Raw genomic sequence first — 21,155 nt, forward strand, 5'->3', positions numbered from 1 at the left:
TGGAGTTTCACCGATGAAAATGTTTGGCAGGACTCTGCTGACACTGTCCTTATTGGGCGCAATCGCCACAGGCGCCCAGGCCAACGACAAGGTGCTGCGTGTTTACAACTGGTCGGATTACATCGGCCCGGACACCGTCAAGAAGTTCGAGGACGAGACCGGCATCCGCGTGACCTACGATGTGTTCGACAGCAATGAAACCCTCGAGGCGCGTTTGCTCGCGGGTAAATCCGGCTACGACATCGTGGTGCCGTCCAACAGTTTCCTGGCCAAGCAGATCAAGGCCGGGGTCTATCAGCCCCTGGACAAATCGAAGCTGCCGAACTGGAAGAATCTCAACCCGGTGCTGCTGAAAAACGCCTCCGCCAGTGATCCGGACAACGCCCACGCGTTCCCGTACATGTGGGGCTCGATCGGCATCGGCTTCAACCCGGACAAGGTCAAAGAAGTCCTCGGCAAGAACGCGCCGACCAACTCCTGGGATCTGCTGTTCAAACCGGAGAACGCCGAGAAGCTCAAGGCCTGCGGCATCAGCTTCCTCGACTCGCCGACCGAAATGCTCCCGGCCGCCCTGCACTACCTGGGCTATCCGGTGAACGACAAGGACGTGAAGCACATCGCCGAAGCCGAAGCGCTGTTCATGAAGATCCGGCCGTCGGTGGCGTACTTCCATTCGTCCAAGTACATCTCCGATCTGGCCAACGGCAACATTTGCGTGGCCGTAGGCTATTCGGGTGACGTGTTGCAGGCCAAGGCCCGCGCGGTGGAATCGGGCAACAAGGTCGAGATCGACTACAGCATTCCCAAGGAAGGTGCCGGCAGTTTCTACGACATGGTTGCCATCCCTCGCGATGCCGCCAACGTCGAGAACGCCTATCTGTTCATGAACTTCCTGATGCGCCCGGACATCATCGCCGAAGTCACCAACAGCATCGGCTACAGCAACGCCAACGAAGCGGCGACGCCGCTGGTGGACGAAGCGATCCGCAACGACCCGGGCTCGTACCCGCCGCAAGCGGTGATGGCCACGCTGTATGCGGTGCCGGATCAACCGATTGCCACGCAACGGATCATGACCCGGGGCTGGACCCGCGTAAAACTCGGCAAATAATTGAAACTCTGTGTGATCGTTCCCACGCGGACGGTTCGACGTGGGAACGATCAGAGTTACAAGTTTCCGTTCACGCAGCGCCTTACCACCGCTGCCCCCTGCTCTGAACGGCCTCACCTGGCTTCCTCGGTTCAGGTGAATTCAGGCGCCCTCGGGCGCCTTTTTTTGTGGGCTCAGATCAGCGGCCATTCGGCCAGCGAGCGGTAGCGGCCCTTGTGGGACTCGAACAGCGCAAAACGTTCGGCCCGCAGGAAGAATGCCGGCGGCGTGGCGGATTCCGGTTCCGGCGCGCGATAGTCGCGGGCCAGCGTCAGGTGCGGACGATACTCCCGCGTCGCCTCTTCAAACCCGAACGGCAACATCGCCTGCTCCAGCGCATACACCAATCGCAGCAATGCCTGCGGTGCCTGCTCCGGCGCCAGCGACAACACCCCGGCACGGCGCCAGACTTGCAAGCGATCCAGCGAAATCCTCAGCGCCTCCCCCGGTGTTCGCACCTTCGCCGCCGCCTCGCAGACCTCGCCAATCTGCGCCAACGGCACCGCGCCGAGAAACAGCAGCGTCAGGTGAAAGTTGTCCGCCGGCACCGGTTTGCCGGTACGCAAACCCAGTTCGCTGCGCCACTGGGCAATCGCCTTGCGCTGCGTCGGCGGGCAGTCCAGGGCGAAGAACAGCCGCTTGACCGGTTGATCCCCGCGCGTTTCGTCCGTCATGGCCACGCTCCTTCGTTCGTCGAGATCCCTGGATTCTACACGCCCGTTTCTGGCGACTCTCGGTGTGGGGTTTATAGTTCAACGATTGCCATCAACCGGAGGACGTCATGCGCGAGATCCTCAGCAAAGAACCCTGGTGGGCCCGGCCACCGAATCCCGGACAGGATGAGAGTGAACTGGAATGGGGCTGGCTGGTGCACTACAGCGAAGGAGAGCCGCGTTTCGAATTCGTGCGCGAGCGGCCGACGGACGAGCAGATCCGCAACCGCAAAGGCTGCCGGATCACCCCGTCGACGGAGTGATCCGGCAGCGCTGCATCAGGGCTCGAGAATGTCTTTGAAGCCACCAAAGATCATCCGCTGCCCATCGAACGGCATCGGATTGACGTCCGGCTGCATGCGCGGGTCTTCCATCATTTTCGCCATGCCGGCGTCGCGGGTGGCCTTGTCTGGCCAGACCAGCCAACCGGCCGATACGGTTTCGCCTTCCTTGAGTTTCACGGCCATCGGGAATGAGGTGAGCTTGCCGTCCGGCACGTCATCGCCCCAGCCCTGAATCACCTCCAGCGCGCCATATTCCTTGAACAGCTTCGCGGCGATTTCGCAGTGTTTTTTGTACTGTTCGCGGTTGGCCTTCGGCACGGGCGCCACGAACACATCGATGTAAGCCATGGTCATTCTCCTTGCAGGATGGGTTCGGTCTGCTGAGTAGTCGACTCGTGCGGCCGCCATTCGACACGGTTGACGCCCAACCCGACCGACGGCTCGTCCCGCCCACCCAGATTGCCCTCGACCTGCGCCGCCATGTGCAGGGTACCGGCCATCACGCCGGTGGTCGGGTTTTGCAGCAGTTTCAGCCAGGCCTTGTCGAAGGTGTTGCCCAGGCTGCTGCGGATCAAGGCTTCGCTGTCGGGGCGATCGTTGGCCTGAATGATCGCGCGGATGCCCGCCACACCGACCGAAATCAGCGCCCCGGCCAGCTTGCCCGCCGCGGCCGCCACCGCGCTGGCGGCGCCACGCGGGGCCATCTCCGCCTCCATGCGCTGACTGGCGCGCCTGGCCACTGGCGCCATGGCCGTATCGGTCGAGGCCACGCCTTTCGAGCCACCGTCGGAGTGGATCTTGTCAATCAGCGCGGCGTAGGCCGGTAGCGTGTTCAACGGTTCAGTGCTGACAATCTGGTAGAGCGACGCGTCCCGGGCTGGCGGCGGGCCGAGGGCAATGGCGGGGATTTTCTGCAACCGTCCGTTGAGTTGGGCGATAGGCACACCGTGGCGCTGGGCGATGACCGGCATCTGCTGCGCCATCAGTTGCGCGTAGAACGCGGTGGACTGGCCGAGGATCGCATCCGGGTCGATTTCCACTGCAACCGGCGCCAGGACCTTTTCCTGATATTGCTCAAGCAGGTACGTCGCCAGCCGTTTGGCCGAGGCGTCCTGCTCGCCCCCCGCGCTGATCGTGTACCAACTGACCTTCATCGACAGCCATTCCTGGGTCCAGTAGCTGCTGAACCACGGGATGAAATTCTCTTCGGTTTGCTGATAAACGCGAGTGCGCCAATGTTCCATTGAACCGCGGGCGAACACCTTGACCTGTTCGGTAGCTTGCTGCGAGGCGCTGATCAGCTCCCGGTCCACCTGGCGCCAGGTCGTGGCGGAAACAGGAACCGCGATCGGTGTTGGCGGGGCAGGAACCTGACTGGCGCACCCCGCCAACGCAAGAAGCGCGACGACAATCAACGAGCGCGGGCTCACGATAACGATGTCCCATAACACTGCCGAACACTGGGCCGGGTGTTCTCCGACGTGCAATGTGCAGTATAGGTGCCTACAGCGGATCACCGATGTCGGTTAACGTCCGGCAGGAGTCCGTGCGCCAATAGACGACCGTGAAATACACCCAACCGATGAAGAATGAAGGCGCAACCGTCAACAGCACATTGGGCGTGTCTGCCGTCAGGTGGATGATGATCGAGACCAAACTGAACACACTGACAATCGTTAACGGCGCGATACTGCGACGGATCACAGCACTGTAGCCACTCAGCAGACTCGCCAGCCTGAACATCAGCGACAGGGCAACAAGCGTCGAGGCGTAACTGACCAGCGCCTGGACAATCGCAGCCTGCGTGACGACCCGGATACCGTGCCCGTAATTGGCAACTGCCGCCAGCGCGCCATAAAAAATGGCGGCTGGCAGTGCCGAGAGCAAGAGTGAAAGGTGAGTGACGCGCATGTCAGCGAATGATTTTGTCTTGGATGAAGACTTCGGAGTTCGGCTGTAGCAGAACCAGGCACAACACCTGATCCGAGTACCCGACATGCTTGATGAAGTGGGCATTCGTCACGTCATCACTGGACATGTCCATTTTCGGAAAAAAGTTTGGCGCGACTGAACTCTGCCCACCAGGAATAACCCCCGTATTGATGTCCAGCACCAGGTCCTTGGACAGGGCCTGAACAATCTCGACCGCCAGCGCCGACATATCCGATGGCTGAGTATCCTGTCGCAAGTCCGGATAAAGCCGTGCCGACGGCACCCTCGAAGACATGACCCGGAACATGTTGTAGACCACCGGATTATAAGTCTTGGCCACTATCAGTTCAGGTAAGCCGATCTGCTGTATGACGTTCTTCAGAAAAAACTGGTTGAGCTTTTTGAACAGCGAGGAACCGCGACATTCATCGGCAATCATCGCCGTCCACAGGTACAGAAACGATGAAGCGCCAAAGGGAATACTCTTTGCTCCAATGATTCCGACGACTTTCTCCGTCGTCGAGTCAATCGCCAGCGCCAAATGCTCATAATTGTCGAAAATTCCGGGCTGGTTGCCGAAGTACTGATTCACATCATAATCCGGCATACCCTGCTGCAGATCGGCGACGATCCTGGTTTTGAAACTCTCAGGAAAGTTACGGCCAGTCATCGAATAATCCAGATCCCAATCCGCACTACTTTTCACATCCGACATATATCAACCCTCTTATTAAAATTTGTTATCTGGATAAAACCTGAGCGCGTGACTTTCAGACATCTGTCGGGATAGCGGAATCTTCACATAGTCACCCCGCCCCCAAAGCCTGTTCATATCGACATAGCCATTGAACTTGATGCCGGTATTGGAGGACGAGAGGATGTAACTTGAATTATCAAGATCAGAAAGGTCAGCGACCATTCTGAACGTCGCGGCAATGTTTGTATTGAACGGATTCACCGGGTCGCTGTAGTTGTATCGACCGACATTGACCGTGAAATTGTCACCGCCCACGACATTATGATTGTCGAAAAACCATGCCGCAGGGCTCTTGTGCAAAGGGACGTGTTCGGATACCGCCTGATGCGCCTGCCCCCAATGCCAGCGGCTGACCTGATCACCGTATTTTTCCTTGATCTGACGCAGCGAAGTGACCAGGGACGCCTCCAGCACGCGCTGGCAATCCGCCGCGCCGCACCAGAATGCCTGGTCAGCCTGTTTGCTCAACAGCAGATTGAGAAACGCGTCATAGTTACGCTGATTCCAGCCAGCGGCCAGCAGCTCCTTGCCAATTTTCGGTTCCAGCAACGCCTGCGTGAAGTTCTTCACCCAATACGCTGCAATCAATGGCGCTGCGGAGTCGGGGTCGGAATCAAACTTCCACGCCTTGAGAATATTCAATTCGTTGCTGATCGCCGGAAGGTTTTCGAGCGGCGCCATCATTTTCGGCAGGAGATCGGACATCGAGGTCGAATAACGATCCAGCTGAATATCGGCAGACGTTTGCACCGTGTGCGGCGCATGCGCCTTCAACAATTGCATGATTCGATCATAACGATAAGGCAGCACCCAGTCGTGACCGAAATTGAATGCGTAATCATCCGGGACAATACGATTGTTGGCGGTTGCAATATAGCCGCTCGACGGATTGAACTGTTTGGGCTTCGCCGATTCCGGAACATAGCCTGTCCAGTCATATTTGCCTTCCCAACCTGGCGCGGGGCCCTGCCCCAAGAGGTCATTGTCCTGCCCCTTCACCGGCACCCGCCCCGCCGAAACATAGCCAATGTTGCCTTCGGTATCGCCGTAGACCATGTTCTGCGGAGGCAAGCCGAAGTCCGCAGAAGCGCTTAAAAACTGCTGCCAGTTCTGCGCACGATTGATCCCCAGAATGCTGTCGAAGGTTTTGTCACGGGCGTCCAGCCCCGTCCAGGCCAGCGCGATGACCACTGATTTTTTACCTTTGAGCGCCTGTTGCGCAGCCGGGTAGATGTCACTGATGACCGGACCGTGTCGGGTGGCACGAACAGCAAGCCTGACCGGTTCCTCGCCCTTGACATTGATCGTCTCCTCAGCGATTTGAAATGGCTGCCAGGTCGAATCGGAAGCGAGGTACAGACGGGTATCGTCGGGGTTCACCTTCTCCAGATAGGCGTCCTGAACGGACGAACCGGTGTTGGTATAGCCCCACGCGATTTTCTTGTTGTGCCCGATCACAAACAGCGGCGCGCCGGCATACGTGGCGCCCACCAACGAAGATTGCGCCGTTTCGATAGAGGCCAGGTAAAACAGCGCAGGATTGGTCAGGCGCAGGTGCGGGTCGTTCGCCAGAATCGGTTTGCCTGAAGCCGTATGTTCACCGCTGATGACCCAATTGTTGGACCCCACGCCCTCGACATTCGAGGGCGGTAACTTGTCCAGCAGCGCCATTGCGGTATCGGTGACATCAAGCGTTCTGTACAGGGCCGCGTAGTCCCGGGTTTTCACGGCGGCACTTCCCGGATAAGGAGCGAACACTTCGTTGATTTGCGCGACCGTCAGATCCTTCGACAATGACAGGCGCTGCAACTGCATGCCCAGGTTTGAACTCAACGTCCATGAAAACAACAAGTGCAGCGCAACCGAGTCAGAAGGTTGCCAGTGTTTCGGCGGTGCAGAACGGGTCAGGGCAAATTCCACCGGGAGCCGGTCAGAGAACTTATCGATGAAGTAATTCACCCCGTCGCTGTAGCTCTGCAGCACATCCCGCGTATCCGGATTCAACTGTTTGTAGATCGAATCCGCGGTCTTGCTGAAGCCCAGCGTTCTGGAAAACTTGTCCATCTCCAGGGTTTTCGAACCGAAGGTTTCCGAGAGCGTGCCATTGGCGTAGTTTCTGCTGAATTGCATCTGCCACAGCCGGTCCCTGGCGTGGCTATAGCCCAGCAAAAAATATGCATCCCGGTCATTCGCCGCCTTGATGTGGGGAACGGCGTTGGCATCCCAGGCAATGGTGCCTTTTTCAGAAAGTCCCTGGCTGACTTTAAGAATGCCGGTCGCAAACACATTGGACAGGGTGATGTTATGCAACACATACATCACTCCGACCAGCCCGATTCCGCAGACACCCAACGTACCGAACAGTAACGTTTTACTTATGGTTTTCATGACAAAATTCCGATCCTGAAGACTCACGCAACCCGGCGATTCTTTTCTGCGTACTTGCTGACAAAGAACACCAGTGAAACCCGTTCGCCTTGAGTGACCGACTCCACCTGATGCGGAAATTTGCAATCAGTGATGACGATGGATTGCAGCGCGGGGTGAATCGTATTCACCTGCTCGCCTTGCTCGTTAAAGATAAGGAATTCACCACCGGAAAAACCCTGGCCGAGCTGCAAAACGATCGAATACAGATAATCGGGATTACTGTCGACATCCAGATGTTTGCCAATGAAAGAGCCGTCTTTCATTTTGTTGACTTGCATCCGCCGGATATAAAACTCTTCACCGTCGAGCAGGTTCGAGACAAACTGCATCAGCTTGTCGTTGCACACCACCGAGATCATTTGATCGGCGAGCGGCTGGTTGACACGTTTGGGTCGTTCAACGTCAGTCATGAATCGAGCGACCGTGAGGTCGTTGAGTTCGTCGGCATCACCAATGAACACCCGTTCCCACGGCAGCGCCTGGCTGGCGAGGATTTTATTGATGGTGTCCCAGTCGCGCTGACTGTAAACAAACTCGCTGACAGGCGAATAAAACGAACCTTTCTGCGCCAACTCCCGCTTTGCAACTTCAACAATATTCATTTCACGTTCCTTCGTTATCAATCGATTATCAGGCAGCGGCTTCGACGGCGGCGGTTTCACGCGCCGGCCTGGTTTCAAGTTGTTGTTTATTGCTCTGGTACCAGGTGACAATCCCGAACGGATCACTTTCATTGCGGCACAAGTGATCACGCAGGATCAGGAAGCTCTCGGTCATGCTCCAGGTTTCAGTCATTGGGCCGAATCGAGAAACCAGGCCCTCATTTGCCGCTCGCTCGGGCGCGATACTCCAGAAATTCACCCCTGGACTGCGGTGATGAAAATCATGGCTGGGCAAGTCCTGCATGAAGGAAAAAACCCGCAGCGGTATATCGATAAACAACGTACCCAACCCCCACTTCACTACACGCCAGGCAAAGGCCCAACCGGTGTAGCCGATCGGGTATGGACGACCAAAGAAGCGCCCCCAACTCAGCGACCCGTAAAAAACGTACTTTGGTAATCCGTCTGTATTCTCGGCAAACCACAGGTGTTCAGTGACATGCTGGATCCACGAAGAAAACTGCGTGATCAACAAAATCGGCAGCAGGTAATACAGAGCGAACGAAGTGAAATATCCAGACAGATAAACAGCCGTCAGCAACAGCGCCCAATAGATCGCACGACTGATTTTTTCGTGCCTGTCAGTGTTGACAAAACACACTTCAAGTCGAAATTTGATGTGCTCATATATGCGCATTGGATGAAATGGCGCGAGCACCAACTTTGTCCAGTACTCGGTTTCGCTCATGCCTTTGTAAAAACCATGGCTGGTCATGAACTGCAGATCAACATCCTTGTCGGTGCAAAACGTATTGACACTGTGGTGTTCGCCCACATGCAATTTCATGTAATTGTTCCACGGGGTGTGCAGGATCGGCATTGACAGCACCCACTTGCAGACAAACTTTGCCAACTTCTTGTTAGCAATACCCGCACCGTGAATTGTGTAGTGAAACGTATGCAACAGCCCACGCTGACGGTTGACGACCATGCACATGAGTGGAACGGATAACGCAACCTTGGCCGCCCAGTTGAGCTCCGATTGCAGAATTTCATTACCCAATAGCACGGCGGCAAAGAACACCGCATAACCCCAGCTGATCTGAAGAAACAACTGCCACGGTTTCAACAGTGTTTCCTTGGCGGCTTTCGGAGCATTTTTATTACTCGACTTTCCGGTCACCCACGTCCAGAAGCCTTGCAAGGGCAGTTGCTCATAAGTGGCCCTGACATCAAAGCCATGACCGTATTTTGTATAGCGCGTCTTGAAAAGTTCCTGTTTCATATTGGCAGTTTCCTATCGCCTACAGATAATCCGTTTTCACATACAAAACAGCGACCGGCCCAAAGAAGGAATAAAACGGCTCCATCTTGTAATGATCAACAGCCAGGACCACAAAGTTGTTGTAACTGTCGATAAATATTTTCCCCATCAGCGCATACTCGGCAGCTTGCGACAGGAAGTTATTCCAGATTGATTCGTCGCTCTGACCCGTAAACCACTTGGAATACAGCGGGCGCCTGGCTTCGAATATCTCTTTCATCTGTTCATGGTTCAGACCGCTCTGACCATAGTCGCCTGCGCGCAACCGCTGCAGAATGTCTGCATGCTGGTCATGCCAGCCCTGCTCGGTGCCACACAGTTCGAAGAAAGAACCAACGGATGCAGGGGCCGTCAACTGATTGCCAATGGTCTGCAACTGCCGATTGACCTTATCGAGAAACACCTCTCGCGCACTGGATGAACCGGCATTCCTGTTGAACGATATATATTCGAACTCACCACCGAATAACTGATGCTCCACCGTTACGCCTGCCGCCGCCGAAAAGGCAGTCAAGGCTTCATCGGTGTTGATCAATTTGGTGCCCGCCAAACCTGGCTGATCACCCACATGCGTAAAGGTGTATCGAGGTTTGCCGTCAGCTGTGAGGTCATACGAATAATCGGGGCATACCGCACTGACGACAGTCAAAGGCTCGCCGGTCGTTTTACAGCGATGGATCTGCGCAACCGCCCCTTCAACCGCCGGCCTTGTCGGTGTCATCAACCCGCCATCGACCACAAACCGGGACAGTGCAGCGCCATATAACCCAATGTGTTCCACCGCCGCATATTTAAGTTCAAGCGTGGATTTCGCCACGTGACTATCCGAAAGCAACAAAGAGGCAATCGAAGGGATACGCCCTTTGGATTTGAACACATGAATATTGGTCACGACCCGCGCCCTGCTGTTACGCAACTCGAAATCAAACTCGGAATACTTATCCTTGAGCATCATGTAAAACAGATAATTACTGACCGGAAGCGTCTTGTTACCAAATGATTTGCGCAACGCGACATACTGACTGCGCAGATCTTCGATTTTTCCGATCAGCGACTCCGGGTCTTTCGGCACATTCAGCGCGTCATGCGGAATGCCCGAGTTGATGCACTTGAGCAGATCTCGACTCAATCTCGAATCAATATCAAGAAACATATCGCTCACCCACGCTTTGCAACGGACTCGATAGTTTGAGGAATAGACTCACGCATACTCACAGGTACTTCGTGGACGTCCTTGAATAGCAAAATGTCGACAAACCGGTTTTCTTTATTATCGGAAAATCCTTGGGGATGGAGATTTTCTTTGGGGTTTTCAAAAGTCCCGAACAACATGTCCCAAATTGGGAAGTCACTATAGTTGCATTCATGACGATCACGCTGGTGATGAACATGATGCATCTCGGGCCTCTGGAAAAAGTACCCCAGCCAGTACGGTGTACGAAGGTTGGAGTGATAGAACATTTCGCCCAACGCAGCAAACATCACATAGAACGCACCGGCTTCCACGCTAATGCCCAGCAACACGTAGGCTACAGCGCTACCCAGCATCGAGTTGAATACCATCTCGGTAGGATGCTTATAAAATGAGGTAAACACTTCAATGCGCTGTGGGGCGTGATGCATTTGATGAAAAAGGCGCCACAGGAAATTATTCGCGTGACGCCAACGATGCCACCAGTAAGTTACGAATGTATTGATAAAGTAGGCAATAAACCCTGCCAGCAACGGGCTGTAACTTTCAGAAAGATGAAACAGGCTATGGCCCTGCATCCACTTGTTCCACGAAACACCAGCAAGTAACGCCACGGCGACCTGCACAACATTGAGTGTCACGGATCGAAAAAACCAGGTGCTGACTTTCGGCAACTTCCATCCTGGAATAATTTGTTCCAGCACAAGCACCGCCAACGCCACACCTATCAGATAAACAATCATGGTGAATTCCTCAGCATTTGTTTTGTAACCACTCTGCTCACGCCCTAATAAACCGACAAGGCGCTGATCGTTTTTTCGTTAACTTCGATCCAGAAGGCCAATACTGGTTTGCCGTCGATCAGTTGCGCAGAAGATACGCGATGAACATCCACTCCCATCCGCCTGAGCAAGCGTTCGTTACCCAGCGCAGAAAAGGCGATCAGACGTTTGACGTTATGCTTATGGGCGAGCACGACAATCTGCTTCATCAGCCGGCACGTATCCAGCCAATGGCCTGCGCTCGAAGTTTCGGAACTTTCTGACTCGACGGCAAAACGGGAAAGTTCCCAGATATCGGGTGATTTGGGAAGTGGGATATCGCCCATCAACTCCGGGAAAACTTGCTCAAGCAAATAATCGCTCATGGTCGACAACAATCTTGCGCAACCAAAGACTTGGCCCTTGCCGTCCTGCGCAATTACATAGTGAGTGTCTTCACGATCAAATTCGTCATATTCAAGACCGGGCTCGCATTGCAGAGGCCACGCCATTTTTTCGACAAAGATTTTATAGCGGAAGAGACCGAGCCCAGAAATAAGCTCAGGAGTAAGTTGCTGAGATTTGCCATTTATTATATTTAACATTCCGCACCAGCTTCCAATCCAGTTACCTGAATTAGAAGTCATGGGTGCGGAACAAAATAGCTGCCCAAAAGGGCAGCTTCCCGGCGTACGGGTTCAGCCTGGGCCTGACATGGAATCGACAACGACCTTTACGGCGAGACAGCCGATCCGCCGTCCCAGCCAGCGCCCGCGTTCGCTATCGATTGGGGCGGGCATGACAGTCGCCATCTTAAACCGAGTTCGAAAAGGAATATTGATGCGGGTCATTGAAGACCGGACTGGCGAGCACATCTAACCCGCCACGGCCAGCATGCCAGGCGCGCCGGGATAGAGCAGTCAGCGAGCACCGCAGAGCCAGCGGGTTGCACCTTTTCATCCCAATTAGGGACAGCCCTCTTATTTCACTTCATGAATAGGTCGCTGAATTAACTTAATCCAATAGGTTGCACCAATAAATTCATGGTTGCACCTTTACCGGTCACACACTGTATTCGCGGGTCAAACTCTCGGGCAAAGTTCGCTCCAGAGGTTGGCCGGATAACCATAGAAGAATCATTTCTTGAGTGGTGTGTGCACCGAGATCATAACCGCGTGTCGAACGTAACATAATGTTGCAGCTGATCCCGCCAGGTGCTATAAAAACTTTTCCGGAAAAACTGGCTTTAAACCAAGCCCAACCAATGCTCAGTTTTGGTGCAAAGTCGTGAGATTCCCATTCACTGTAGCCGGCACATGCCACTGGCAGTCCGATTTCTTTTAGTTCGGCGGTCAAACAGGTGTCGACCCAGGTAAGCGAGGGCTGAAAAGTCACACTACTCAATTCGGCATAGGACAGACGTATCAATTGATCGGGCGCTAACGACTGCATGTGAATCACCCTGATTACTTATAGTTTTTTTATTGCCTTGATGGATTTATCCGCATCACGGCATCAACAACCCAACACCTGGACACTCCCCTTCACACTTAAAACTCTGGCACGCAAGATGACTGATTGGCGCGAGCACTATTTATCTCTGTTCATGAACGTTACATCCAAGGAAGGATTGCTCACGCTGCTTGATTCCGTTGTTCGCTCCTTCGAGTTTGATCAATTTTCTTTCGGCATACGCTTCCCCCTACCCATTTCCAGCCCGAAATTTCACTTATCTTCCAACTACTCTCCCCAATGGGAAGACGCATACAAGAGGGAAAACTATTTCAGCGTAGACCCCACCGTCAAGCATGGTCTGACTCAGAATCGCCCCCTGTGCTGGTCGGCTGACACCTTCAAGGACGATCCACATTTCTGGGAGGACGCCAGGCACTATCAACTTTCCCATGGCTGGTGTACGCCTTCACGCGCCAAACATGACACCATCGGCATGCTCTCGATGGTCAGGTCCGCGACTCCTGTATCACTGCTGGAGCTGAATGAAAAAGAAGGCAAGCTCACCTGGATCACGCATCTGGCGCATTCCACCATGCTCAATTTCATTGCGAGTGAATACATTCCGGAAGTGGGTGCTTCATTGACAGCCAGGGAGGTAGAAACGTTGAAATGGTCGGCGACGGGTAAAACCTATTGCGAGACCGGGCTGATATTGTCCATAGACGAACGGACCGTGAAGTTTCATCTGGTCAACGCCATGCGCAAGCTGCATTCCAGCAATAAGGTGGAGGCCGCCATGAAAGCTTATGCCTTGGGAATGCTCCATTGAGTCTGTCCACTCGATATCGAATACAGCGCAGAGAAATCGTCAGGCCGCCGGCATCTGCGCCCACGGCACTTTCCGGCGGCATATCGCGCATCAGCGCTAAACGGTTATTTCTCCGACCATGTAGAGCACTGACTCACCGCTGATCAACACCCGATCTCCAGCCAACTCGCAGCGCAACTGCCCCTTGCGAGTTCCCCCCTGTTGCGCGCTCAGCACCTGTTTATCCAGCGCGTGCGCCCAGTAAGGCGCGAGAGAGGTGTGAGCCGAACCGGTGACAGGGTCTTCGTTTACTCCTACATTCGGACCGAACCAACGCGAAACAAAATCAAACGACTGACTTGCGGCGGTCACCACGACACCCCGCTTGGGCAGCCCCTTGAGTGCGGCGAAGTCCGGGGACAGCCGCTCGACAACTGCCTCATCTGAAACCACGACAATATAGTCGTCAGTGGCCAGAACGTCCGCCGTGGTCAAGCCAAGCGCTGGCAATAACGCGGGCGGAGGCTCGCAACTCACCGGCACCTTCGCCGGAAAATCCATCGTCAATCCCGCACCGTCACGCCGCACTCGAAGTTCGCCGCTGCGCGTCGAAAACCGTAACACTCTGGCGTCGTCTCCAAGCCTGTTAAAGATGACCCACGCCGCCGCCAATGTGGCATGACCGCACAAGTCAACTTCTACCTGAGGCGTGAACCACCTCAACTCATAGAGATCACCCTGTTTAACGAAGAATGCTGTTTCCGACAGGTTATTTTCAGCAGCGATCGCATATAACTTTTCGTCCGGCAACCATTCGTTCAATGGGCAAACCGCTGCGGGGTTTCCATCAAAAGGTCGAGAAGCAAAGGCATCCACTTGAAAAATAGGGATCTGCATCAATACCACTCCTGCAATAAACACCATTGACGGCAATAATAAGTACCGCCTCACTTGCAACTTTAACGAATACACGAAACCAAAATTTAAACCGTTTGCCTCAATGATGTACACCCGCCCATTCGGGCAGGGAACAAAACATTAAACAAACATCAAAAAACAGCCACCACTCCTGGCCTCAACACTAACTTCCTCAAGGAAACCCGCTATCACGGTCAGACGCTGGTTAACGTTATAAGCACACCGTGCAATCCCGACAACCGATATATTTAAACAATCCGGATTTTAACCGCCGCACTCGTTTAACCTTATGGCCAGTGGCATCATACGGCCTCAGCCAGATCGCTCACGACAGGGAGATAAAATGCTAAAGGTATTGGGCAAGGCGTCATCGATCAATGTCCGCAAGGTACTCTGGACCTGCGCAGAGCTAAAGATTGCCATTGAACGTGAAGACTGGGGATCAGGTTTCCGGGATACGCACACCCCCGAATTCATCGCATTGAATCCCAACGCAATGGTGCCGGTGATCAACGATGAGGGTTTTGTACTGTGGGAGTCGAATACGATCATTCGCTACCTGGCAAACCGCGACAACGCGTTGCACCTTTACCCCTCGTCCCCCCGACATCGGGCGCGAATCGACCAATGGATCGACTGGCAGGCTACCGACCTTAACAAGTCCTGGGGTTATGCATTCATGTCACTGGTGCGCAAGAGTGCAGCCCATCAAGACACCGATGCTTTACAGCAAGGTGTTCATCAATGGGCAGCGCACATGGCAATCCTTGAGCAACAGCTCCAGAGGACAGGCGCCTACGTCAGCGGCGACGCGTTTTCGCTGGCGGACATACCGATCGGGCTGTCAGTGAACCGTTGGTTCGAGACCCCCCTGCCGCACCCGGACTTGCCGGCAGTCAGTGCGTACTACGACCGCTTGAACTCGCGTCCGGGCTTCCGTGCATTCGGCAGAAACGGCACACCCTGAGCCAAAAAGCGCAGCGCTGGTCGCGCATGAGGTAACGGTGCGCGCAGTGCACCGTCTATCCGCTGGTCAGGGCTGCGCCGGTCCAACCATCAATCCCGTCGATATTCACCATTGCGACGATTGCCTTCCGCCGACCGCTCGCCAAAGGCACGATTGACCCATCCGAAACACACACCACGAGGAGTTCACATCATGATCAGTACTGTCACCCTCGCCGTGAGTTTCCCGGTCTTCGGCAGCAACTACTACGATCAGCATCCCGTGTCGCGCAAGACCCGGGCGCTGGTGTTCGACGAAGCCTTCGAAGCGCTGTTGATGCCTGCCGCCAGCAATCATTTCAGCAATGAAGTGGTCGGCCTCAACGATCAGTTCCGTTTTCTGAGCGACATTCTCGCCACCCATTTGCTGGACATCGAGGCCTCCGTGCCTGCGCGATCCAGCGTCCGGGCGAGCGCTCATTTTTAATGCCAGAGGGCGTTCCCGCAAGGGAACGCCCTCTTCGTTTCAATCAGTCATCATCCCGGTCGCGATGATAACGACGCCCGTCGCGGCGGTCGTAGTCGCGGTCGTCCCAGCGTCGGTCATGATCGTAGTAACGGCCATGGTCGCGGTCATAATGCCGGCCATGGCGATGGTCATCATCGAAATCCGCCACACAGCCGCCCAGCAGTACAGCGGCGGAAACGGTCAGCAGCAGGCTTGTTGCACGCATCATTCAGAATTTCCCTAAAACCAAGGTCTTGACGACGGAAATGGTCAGCGCAGCCCGCAGCGAAGAGGCACGGTGCGCGCTGCCGCAGATACGACCGGGGAAACAGGCTTTGATTCACTGGCCACCAATGACCGTTCATCGCCCTTTCTTTCGCGTTCGGCCCGTCCCTCCAGTGGCCGACTGATGGCTCTGTCCGGGACGACAACAGGGCGAAATCCGACAAAACCTTTTCCTCCCCCCTGCGGTCACTCCTAGAACAGTACGAGACTGGCGACCACGCCGGCGTGCCCGAGCGAGTCATTTGCGACCTGCCGACCTGACAAGAGGAAGCCCAGCCATGAACGACCATCCGCCGTTGGCGATATCCCGACGCCGTTTCCTGATTCTCGGTGCCGTGACCGCAACCGCGTTCGCGATGCCCCCTTTCATCAGCCTCAAGGCCTACGCGGCCAGCCTGGAGCAACCGGCCATGGCCAAAGTGACCATTGAAGTCAACGGCAAACCGCAGACGCTGGAGATGGACACCCGCACCACCCTGCTCGATGCGCTGCGCGAACACCTGCACCTGACCGGCAGCAAAAAGGGCTGTGACCACGGCCAGTGCGGCGCCTGCACGGTGATTGTCGACGGTCGGCGAATCAATTCATGCCTGACCCTGGCGGTGATGCAGGACGGCGCCAACGTCACCACCATCGAAGGCCTCGGCATGCCAGACCACCTGCACCCGATGCAGGCCGCGTTCATCAAGCATGACGGCTATCAATGCGGCTACTGCACGCCGGGGCAGATCTGCTCGGCGGTGGCGGTGCTTCAGGAAATCCGCGACGGCATCCCCAGCCACGCCAGCGCCAGCCTTACCGAAGCGCCGCAACTGATCGCCAGCGAATTGCAGGAACGCATGAGCGGCAACATCTGCCGCTGCGGGGCCTACTCGAACATCATCGAAGCCATCAGCGAAGTCGCGCAGGTGCCAGCATGAGAGCGTTCAATTACAGCCGCGCCGACTCCCCTGCCGCAGCCGCCGCTCAAGCCGCACAACTCGAAGGTGCGCGCTTCATCGCTGGCGGTACCAACCTGCTGGACTTGATGAAGCTCGACATCGAAACGCCGCAGCACCTGATTGACATCAATCACTTGGGCCTCGACCAGATCGAAGCGACCGACGATGGCGGCCTGCGCATCGGCGCACGGGTGCGCAACACCGACCTGGCCGCTGACAACCGCGTCCGCAAAGACTACGCGCTACTGTCCCGCGCCTTGCTCGCCGGTGCCTCGGGCCAGTTGCGCAACATGGCAACCACCGCCGGCAATCTGCTCCAGCGCACGCGCTGCCCGTATTTCTACGACACGAATCAGGCTTGCAATAAACGCAATCCCGGCAGTGGTTGCGCGGCGATTGGCGGTGTCAGTCGGCAACTCGGCATCATCGGCGTCAGCGACGCCTGCATTGCGACCCATCCGAGTGACATGGCAATTGCGATGCGGGCGCTGGATGCCCAGGTCGAAACGATCAAGGCCGACGGCAGCACTCGACGCATCGCCATGGCGGATTTCCATCAATTGCCCGGCACCACGCCGAATGTCGAAACCTGTCTGACGCCGGGCGAGCTGATGACCGCCGTCACCCTGCCGGCACCGGTGGGCGGCACCCATGTCTATCACAAGGTGCGCGACCGCTCGTCTTACGCCTTCGCGCTGGTCTCCGTCGGCCTGATCCTGCAGAAGGATGGCAGCGGCCGCATCGCCGTCGGTGGCATCGCGCCGAAACCCTGGCGGGTCGAAGCGGCGGAAGCGCTGCTGCCGCAAGGCGCGAAGGCCGTCAGCGCGCGCCTGCTCGACGGCGCCACGCCCACTGCTGACAACCAGTTCAAAGTGACATTGGTCGAGCGCACGATTGCCTCGGTGCTGGCCCAAGCGAGGGACGAAGCATGAAATTCGACACGCCCGCCACGACCAACCCGATTGACCAGTTGAACGTCATCGGCAAGCCCACCGACCGCATCGAAGGCCCGCTGAAAACCAGCGGCCAGGCGCCTTATGCCTACGAGCAACATGAAGCGGTGAAGAATCAGGCCTATGGCGTGATGGTCGGTTCGGCCATTGCCAAGGGGCGCATCACCCGCATCGATCTGGAGGCCGCCCGCGCCGCGCCGGGCGTGCTGACCATCGTCACCGCCGCCAATGTCGGCAAGCTCGGCAAAGGCCAATACAACGCTGCGCACCTGCTGGCCGGGCCGCAAGTGCAGCACTATCACCAGGCCGTGGCGCTGGTGGTCGCCGAGACGTTCGAACAGGCACGGGCCGCTGCGCAATTGGTCAACGTCGAATACGCGCAAGACACAGGTCAATTTGATCTGGCCAGCGTGCGCGACCAGGGCGTGGAGCCAAAAGACGATCTGCCGGACGTCAAGCACGGCGATTTCGCCACCGCCTTCGCCGCCGCGCCCGTGCAGTTCGACCAGACCTACACCACGCCGGATCAGTCCCACGCGATGATGGAGCCCCACGCGACACTCGCCGCGTGGAAAGGCGATCACGTGACGCTCTGGACCTCCAACCAGATGATCGCCTGGAGCGTCGGCGACATCGCCGCCACCCTCGGCCTGCCCAAGGAAAACGTGCGGCTGATCTCGCCGTACATTGGCGGCGGTTTCGGCGGCAAGCTGTTCATTCGCGCCGACGCGATCCTCGCCGCTCTGGGTGCACGGCTGGCGAACCGTCCAGTGAAGGTCGCCCTCGCCCGTCCGCAGATCGCCAACAACACCACCCACCGTCCCGCCACCATTCAGCGGATTCGCATGGGCGCCACGGTTGACGGCAAACTTACCGCCATCGCCCATGAAGGCTGGTCGGGCAACCTCGCCGACGGCAAGGTCGAGGTTGCTGCGCAGCCGAGTCAGTTGCTCTACGCCGCAGAAAATCGTTTGGTGACCATGCGCCTGGCACCGCTGGATCTGCCGGAGGGCAACGCCATGCGCGCCCCCGGTGAAACGCCGGGGCTGATGGCACTGGAAATCGCCATGGACGAGATGGCCGAACAACTCAAACTCGATCCGATCCAGTTCCGCATCCTCAACGACACCCAGGTCGATCCGGTGAAAACCGAACGACCGTTCTCCCAGCGGCGTCTGATCGAATGCCTGCAAACCGGCGCCGAGCGTTTTGGCTGGGATAAGCGCAATGCGACGCCCGGCAGCCGTCGCGAAGGTCGCTGGCTGATCGGCATGGGCGTCGCGGCGGCGATTCGCAACAACCTGCTGGTGAAGTCCGGCGCACGGGTACGACTGGAGCGCGACGGCAAGATCACCGTTGAAACCGACATGACCGACATTGGCACCGGCAGCTACACCATCATTGGCCAGACTGCAGCGGAAATGATGGGGGTCAGCCTGGACGATGTGGTGGTGCGACTCGGCGATTCGAATTTCCCGGTGTCAGCCGGCTCCGGCGGCCAGTTCGGCGCCAACTGCTCAACCGCCGGGGTCTACGCGGCGTGCATGAAACTGCGCGAAGCGGTCGTGACCAAACTGGGCATGAACGCGGGTGAAGCGCAGTTTGTCGACGGCCACGTGCGGCTGGGCAGCCAGAACGTGCCGCTGCGTGACGCCGCGCAACACGCCGCGATCGAAGTCGAGGACAGCATCGAATTCGCCGACCTCGCCAAGCAGTACCAGCAATCGACCTTCGGCGCGCACTTCGTCGAAGTCGCCGTCGATGCCGCCACCGGCGAAGTCCGCGTGCGGCGCATGCTCGCGGTGTGCGCCGCCGGGCGGATTCTCAATCCGAAATCAGCCCGCAGCCAGGTGATCGGCGCGATGACCATGGGTGTAGGCGCGGCCTTGATGGAAGAGCTCGCGGTGGACAAACGCCAGGGCTTTTTCGTCAACCATGACCTGGCCGGCTACGAAGTGCCGGTGCATGCCGACATCCCGCATCAGGAGGTGATTTTCCTCGATGAAACCGACCCGATCTCATCGCCGATGAAAGCCAAGGGGGTCGGTGAACTGGGGATTTGCGGAGTGAGTGCGGCAGTGGCGAATGCGATCTATAACGCCACGGGCGCACGGGTGCGGGAGTATCCGATTACCCTGGACAAGATTCTGGATGCACTGCCGCCGATGATCTGATACCGGTCGCGCACTAGCATGGGGGGCGAGTGCGCGACTCACTCCCGGGCGATGACTAACCCACCAACGCAACCAACTGCTGACGCTGCGCATCGGTCAGCATTAGCCCGAACCCGGCGCCGGCATTGTCGGCCATGTACAACGGGTTGCTGGTGCCGGGAATCACACAAGTCACCGCCGGATGCGCCAGCAGAAACTTCAGTGCCAGTTGCGGCCAGCTTCTGGCCCCGACTTGCGCCGCCCAGCCCGGCAGCGGTTTGCCCTTGAGCCGTGCGAGCAGGTCGCCGCCGCCGAACGGCCGGTTGCAGATCACCGCCACCCCGCGTTCGCGGCACAGCGGCAGGATGCGCTTCTCGACCCTGCGATCATCCAGGGCGTAGTTGATTTGCAGGAAATCCAGCGGCTCGGCCTTGAGCACCGCTTCGACTTCGTCATAGGCCGATGGCGTGTAGTGGGTGATGCCGATGTAGCGGATGCGGCCCTGCTCTTTCCAGTCGCGCAGGGTCGGCAGGTGGGTTTGCCAGTCCAGAAGGTTGTGGATCTGCATCAGGTCGATACGTTCGGTGCGCAGCAGGCTGAACGACTGCTCCATCTGCGCGATGCCCTCCTCGCGGCCTCGGGTCCAGACCTTGGTTGCCAGGAACGCCGGTGAGCGTGGCTCGTGGATCGACAGCAATTCACCGGTGGTTTGCTCGGCGCGGCCGTACATGGGCGAGCTGTCGATCACCGTGCCGCCCTTTTTGAACAACTCGCCGAGCACCGCCGGCAATTGCTTGTAGACCGGATCGCCAGGGGCGACGTCGAAACCGCGGTAAGTGCCCAACCCCACCAGCGGCAGTGGCTCGGAGCTCGAAGGGATGGCGCGGGTCTGCATGGTCTGGGCTCCTGTGGCGTTCGGCGACGTAATGGCGGCCAGCGCCCGGTCAAAGGTGAAAACCGCTGACACCCCGGCTGCCAGTGTCAGCAACCGGCGGCGGGAATATCCCTCAGTGTGGTTCATGCTGGCGCCCTTGCCCTGTGGAT

The 21,155-nt window shown here is 57.0% G+C and carries 23 protein-coding genes; 8 read left to right on the top strand and 15 right to left on the bottom strand.

Annotated elements, in window-relative coordinates; genetic code table 11:
• Positions 1-13 precede the first annotated feature (13 nt).
• On the top strand, positions 14-1,111 hold the full coding sequence (locus ACKJSM_RS25780) for a polyamine ABC transporter substrate-binding protein (protein WP_410239236.1): 1,098 nt from the start codon (positions 14-16) through the stop codon (positions 1,109-1,111).
• A gap of 173 nt (positions 1,112-1,284) precedes the next feature.
• Here the strand turns inward: ACKJSM_RS25780 and thpR are convergent, their stop codons facing one another.
• A complete protein-coding gene (gene thpR, locus ACKJSM_RS25785; RefSeq protein WP_410239237.1) occupies positions 1,285-1,824 on the bottom strand; it encodes an RNA 2',3'-cyclic phosphodiesterase in 540 nt (179 codons plus the stop codon).
• A gap of 107 nt (positions 1,825-1,931) precedes the next feature.
• Here thpR and ACKJSM_RS25790 point away from each other — a divergent pair, with 107 nt between their 5' ends.
• Complete coding sequence (locus tag ACKJSM_RS25790; RefSeq protein ID WP_236181698.1) at positions 1,932-2,126, top strand: hypothetical protein; 195 nt, start codon at positions 1,932-1,934, stop codon at positions 2,124-2,126.
• 15 nt (positions 2,127-2,141) lie between these two features.
• Here ACKJSM_RS25790 and ACKJSM_RS25795 read toward each other — a convergent pair whose 3' ends face one another.
• The 11 genes from ACKJSM_RS25795 to ACKJSM_RS25845 all read right to left on the bottom strand — a co-directional run bounded on the left by ACKJSM_RS25795 (position 2,142) and on the right by ACKJSM_RS25845 (position 12,597).
• Positions 2,142-2,495: a DUF1428 domain-containing protein gene (locus ACKJSM_RS25795; protein WP_236181699.1), complete on the bottom strand. Its 354-nt coding sequence runs from the start codon at positions 2,493-2,495 to the stop codon at positions 2,142-2,144.
• 2 nt (positions 2,496-2,497) lie between these two features.
• Complete coding sequence (locus tag ACKJSM_RS25800; protein ID WP_410239238.1) at positions 2,498-3,577, bottom strand: hypothetical protein; 1,080 nt, start codon at positions 3,575-3,577, stop codon at positions 2,498-2,500.
• A gap of 73 nt (positions 3,578-3,650) precedes the next feature.
• Positions 3,651-4,058: a hypothetical protein gene (locus ACKJSM_RS25805; RefSeq protein ID WP_236181701.1), complete on the bottom strand. Its 408-nt coding sequence runs from the start codon at positions 4,056-4,058 to the stop codon at positions 3,651-3,653.
• 1 nt (position 4,059) lies between these two features.
• Positions 4,060-4,794, bottom strand: a complete 735-nt coding sequence (locus ACKJSM_RS25810; protein ID WP_410239239.1) for a hypothetical protein — start codon at positions 4,792-4,794, stop codon at positions 4,060-4,062.
• Between the two features lie 15 nt (positions 4,795-4,809).
• Positions 4,810-7,224 (bottom strand): penicillin acylase family protein, encoded by a 2,415-nt coding sequence (locus ACKJSM_RS25815; protein ID WP_236181703.1) that lies wholly within the window; start codon positions 7,222-7,224, stop codon positions 4,810-4,812.
• A 23-nt stretch (positions 7,225-7,247) separates the two neighbouring features.
• On the bottom strand, positions 7,248-7,868 hold the full coding sequence (locus tag ACKJSM_RS25820) for a 2OG-Fe(II) oxygenase (protein WP_410239240.1): 621 nt from the start codon (positions 7,866-7,868) through the stop codon (positions 7,248-7,250).
• A gap of 28 nt (positions 7,869-7,896) precedes the next feature.
• A complete protein-coding gene (locus ACKJSM_RS25825; protein ID WP_410239241.1) occupies positions 7,897-9,153 on the bottom strand; it encodes a hypothetical protein in 1,257 nt (418 codons plus the stop codon).
• A gap of 19 nt (positions 9,154-9,172) precedes the next feature.
• Positions 9,173-10,345, bottom strand: a complete 1,173-nt coding sequence (locus ACKJSM_RS25830; RefSeq protein ID WP_410239242.1) for a hypothetical protein — start codon at positions 10,343-10,345, stop codon at positions 9,173-9,175.
• A 5-nt stretch (positions 10,346-10,350) separates the two neighbouring features.
• Positions 10,351-11,127, bottom strand: a complete 777-nt coding sequence (locus tag ACKJSM_RS25835) for a sterol desaturase family protein (protein WP_410239243.1) — start codon at positions 11,125-11,127, stop codon at positions 10,351-10,353.
• Between the two features lie 44 nt (positions 11,128-11,171).
• On the bottom strand, positions 11,172-11,792 hold the full coding sequence (locus ACKJSM_RS25840; protein ID WP_410239244.1) for an acyl-homoserine-lactone synthase: 621 nt from the start codon (positions 11,790-11,792) through the stop codon (positions 11,172-11,174).
• A gap of 415 nt (positions 11,793-12,207) precedes the next feature.
• Entirely contained in the window at positions 12,208-12,597 is a 390-nt protein-coding gene (locus ACKJSM_RS25845) for a DUF4902 domain-containing protein (protein WP_410239245.1), read from the bottom strand.
• 118 nt (positions 12,598-12,715) lie between these two features.
• On the opposite strand from ACKJSM_RS25845, the gene ACKJSM_RS25850 reads away from it, so the two are divergent.
• Positions 12,716-13,429: an autoinducer binding domain-containing protein gene (locus ACKJSM_RS25850; RefSeq protein ID WP_236181710.1), complete on the top strand. Its 714-nt coding sequence runs from the start codon at positions 12,716-12,718 to the stop codon at positions 13,427-13,429.
• A gap of 96 nt (positions 13,430-13,525) precedes the next feature.
• Here the strand turns inward: ACKJSM_RS25850 and ACKJSM_RS25855 are convergent, their stop codons facing one another.
• The gene (locus ACKJSM_RS25855) at positions 13,526-14,305 is read right to left on the bottom strand and encodes a PhzF family phenazine biosynthesis protein (RefSeq protein ID WP_236181771.1); all 780 of its coding nucleotides are present in this window, start codon (positions 14,303-14,305) and stop codon (positions 13,526-13,528) included.
• Positions 14,306-14,669: 364 nt separating this feature from the next.
• Here ACKJSM_RS25855 and ACKJSM_RS25860 point away from each other — a divergent pair, with 364 nt between their 5' ends.
• A complete protein-coding gene (locus ACKJSM_RS25860; RefSeq protein WP_236181711.1) occupies positions 14,670-15,293 on the top strand; it encodes a glutathione S-transferase family protein in 624 nt (207 codons plus the stop codon).
• Between the two features lie 192 nt (positions 15,294-15,485).
• Positions 15,486-15,758 (top strand): hypothetical protein, encoded by a 273-nt coding sequence (locus ACKJSM_RS25865; protein WP_410239246.1) that lies wholly within the window; start codon positions 15,486-15,488, stop codon positions 15,756-15,758.
• A gap of 43 nt (positions 15,759-15,801) precedes the next feature.
• On the opposite strand, the gene ACKJSM_RS25870 is transcribed toward ACKJSM_RS25865, so the two are convergent.
• Entirely contained in the window at positions 15,802-16,008 is a 207-nt protein-coding gene (locus ACKJSM_RS25870; RefSeq protein ID WP_236181713.1) for a hypothetical protein, read from the bottom strand.
• Positions 16,009-16,342: 334 nt separating this feature from the next.
• Here ACKJSM_RS25870 and paoA point away from each other — a divergent pair, with 334 nt between their 5' ends.
• Genes paoA through paoC form a run of 3 tightly spaced genes read left to right on the top strand, consistent with a single transcriptional unit; the run spans position 16,343 to position 20,132 of the window.
• The gene (gene paoA / locus ACKJSM_RS25875) at positions 16,343-16,984 is read left to right on the top strand and encodes an aldehyde dehydrogenase iron-sulfur subunit PaoA (protein WP_410239247.1); all 642 of its coding nucleotides are present in this window, start codon (positions 16,343-16,345) and stop codon (positions 16,982-16,984) included.
• Positions 16,981-17,937, top strand: a complete 957-nt coding sequence (locus ACKJSM_RS25880; protein ID WP_236181715.1) for an FAD binding domain-containing protein — start codon at positions 16,981-16,983, stop codon at positions 17,935-17,937. The genes paoA and ACKJSM_RS25880 overlap by 4 nt, the downstream gene beginning before the upstream one ends.
• Positions 17,934-20,132: an aldehyde oxidoreductase molybdenum-binding subunit PaoC gene (paoC, locus tag ACKJSM_RS25885; protein WP_410239248.1), complete on the top strand. Its 2,199-nt coding sequence runs from the start codon at positions 17,934-17,936 to the stop codon at positions 20,130-20,132. The genes ACKJSM_RS25880 and paoC overlap by 4 nt, the downstream gene beginning before the upstream one ends.
• Before the next feature lie 55 nt (positions 20,133-20,187).
• Here paoC and ACKJSM_RS25890 read toward each other — a convergent pair whose 3' ends face one another.
• A complete protein-coding gene (locus ACKJSM_RS25890) occupies positions 20,188-21,132 on the bottom strand; it encodes an aldo/keto reductase (RefSeq protein ID WP_410239249.1) in 945 nt (314 codons plus the stop codon).
• Positions 21,133-21,155: the final 23 nt, after the last annotated feature.

Source organism: Pseudomonas sp. PHC1 (assembly GCF_046487845.1).
In the GTDB taxonomy this organism is placed as follows: Bacteria; Pseudomonadota; Gammaproteobacteria; order Pseudomonadales; family Pseudomonadaceae; genus Aquipseudomonas; species Aquipseudomonas sputi.

Bases quoted from the DNA above. Each gene is read 5' to 3' on its own strand.
- ACKJSM_RS25780 (WP_410239236.1), top strand. From the start codon at position 14: ATGAAAATGTTTGGCAGGACTCTGCTGACACTGTCCTTATTGGGCGCA.
- thpR (WP_410239237.1), bottom strand. From the start codon at position 1,824: ATGACGGACGAAACGCGCGGGGATCAACCGGTCAAGCGGCTGTTCTTC.
- ACKJSM_RS25790 (WP_236181698.1), top strand. From the start codon at position 1,932: ATGCGCGAGATCCTCAGCAAAGAACCCTGGTGGGCCCGGCCACCGAAT.
- ACKJSM_RS25795 (WP_236181699.1), bottom strand. From the start codon at position 2,495: ATGGCTTACATCGATGTGTTCGTGGCGCCCGTGCCGAAGGCCAACCGC.
- ACKJSM_RS25805 (WP_236181701.1), bottom strand. From the start codon at position 4,058: ATGCGCGTCACTCACCTTTCACTCTTGCTCTCGGCACTGCCAGCCGCC.
- ACKJSM_RS25810 (WP_410239239.1), bottom strand. From the start codon at position 4,794: ATGTCGGATGTGAAAAGTAGTGCGGATTGGGATCTGGATTATTCGATG.
- ACKJSM_RS25815 (WP_236181703.1), bottom strand. From the start codon at position 7,224: ATGAAAACCATAAGTAAAACGTTACTGTTCGGTACGTTGGGTGTCTGC.
- ACKJSM_RS25820 (WP_410239240.1), bottom strand. From the start codon at position 7,868: ATGAATATTGTTGAAGTTGCAAAGCGGGAGTTGGCGCAGAAAGGTTCG.
- ACKJSM_RS25825 (WP_410239241.1), bottom strand. From the start codon at position 9,153: ATGAAACAGGAACTTTTCAAGACGCGCTATACAAAATACGGTCATGGC.
- ACKJSM_RS25830 (WP_410239242.1), bottom strand. From the start codon at position 10,345: ATGTTTCTTGATATTGATTCGAGATTGAGTCGAGATCTGCTCAAGTGC.
- ACKJSM_RS25835 (WP_410239243.1), bottom strand. From the start codon at position 11,127: ATGATTGTTTATCTGATAGGTGTGGCGTTGGCGGTGCTTGTGCTGGAA.
- ACKJSM_RS25840 (WP_410239244.1), bottom strand. From the start codon at position 11,792: ATGACTTCTAATTCAGGTAACTGGATTGGAAGCTGGTGCGGAATGTTA.
- ACKJSM_RS25845 (WP_410239245.1), bottom strand. From the start codon at position 12,597: ATGCAGTCGTTAGCGCCCGATCAATTGATACGTCTGTCCTATGCCGAA.
- ACKJSM_RS25850 (WP_236181710.1), top strand. From the start codon at position 12,716: ATGACTGATTGGCGCGAGCACTATTTATCTCTGTTCATGAACGTTACA.
- ACKJSM_RS25855 (WP_236181771.1), bottom strand. From the start codon at position 14,305: ATGCAGATCCCTATTTTTCAAGTGGATGCCTTTGCTTCTCGACCTTTT.
- ACKJSM_RS25860 (WP_236181711.1), top strand. From the start codon at position 14,670: ATGCTAAAGGTATTGGGCAAGGCGTCATCGATCAATGTCCGCAAGGTA.
- ACKJSM_RS25865 (WP_410239246.1), top strand. From the start codon at position 15,486: ATGATCAGTACTGTCACCCTCGCCGTGAGTTTCCCGGTCTTCGGCAGC.
- ACKJSM_RS25870 (WP_236181713.1), bottom strand. From the start codon at position 16,008: ATGATGCGTGCAACAAGCCTGCTGCTGACCGTTTCCGCCGCTGTACTG.
- paoA (WP_410239247.1), top strand. From the start codon at position 16,343: ATGAACGACCATCCGCCGTTGGCGATATCCCGACGCCGTTTCCTGATT.
- ACKJSM_RS25880 (WP_236181715.1), top strand. From the start codon at position 16,981: ATGAGAGCGTTCAATTACAGCCGCGCCGACTCCCCTGCCGCAGCCGCC.
- paoC (WP_410239248.1), top strand. From the start codon at position 17,934: ATGAAATTCGACACGCCCGCCACGACCAACCCGATTGACCAGTTGAAC.
- ACKJSM_RS25890 (WP_410239249.1), bottom strand. From the start codon at position 21,132: ATGAACCACACTGAGGGATATTCCCGCCGCCGGTTGCTGACACTGGCA.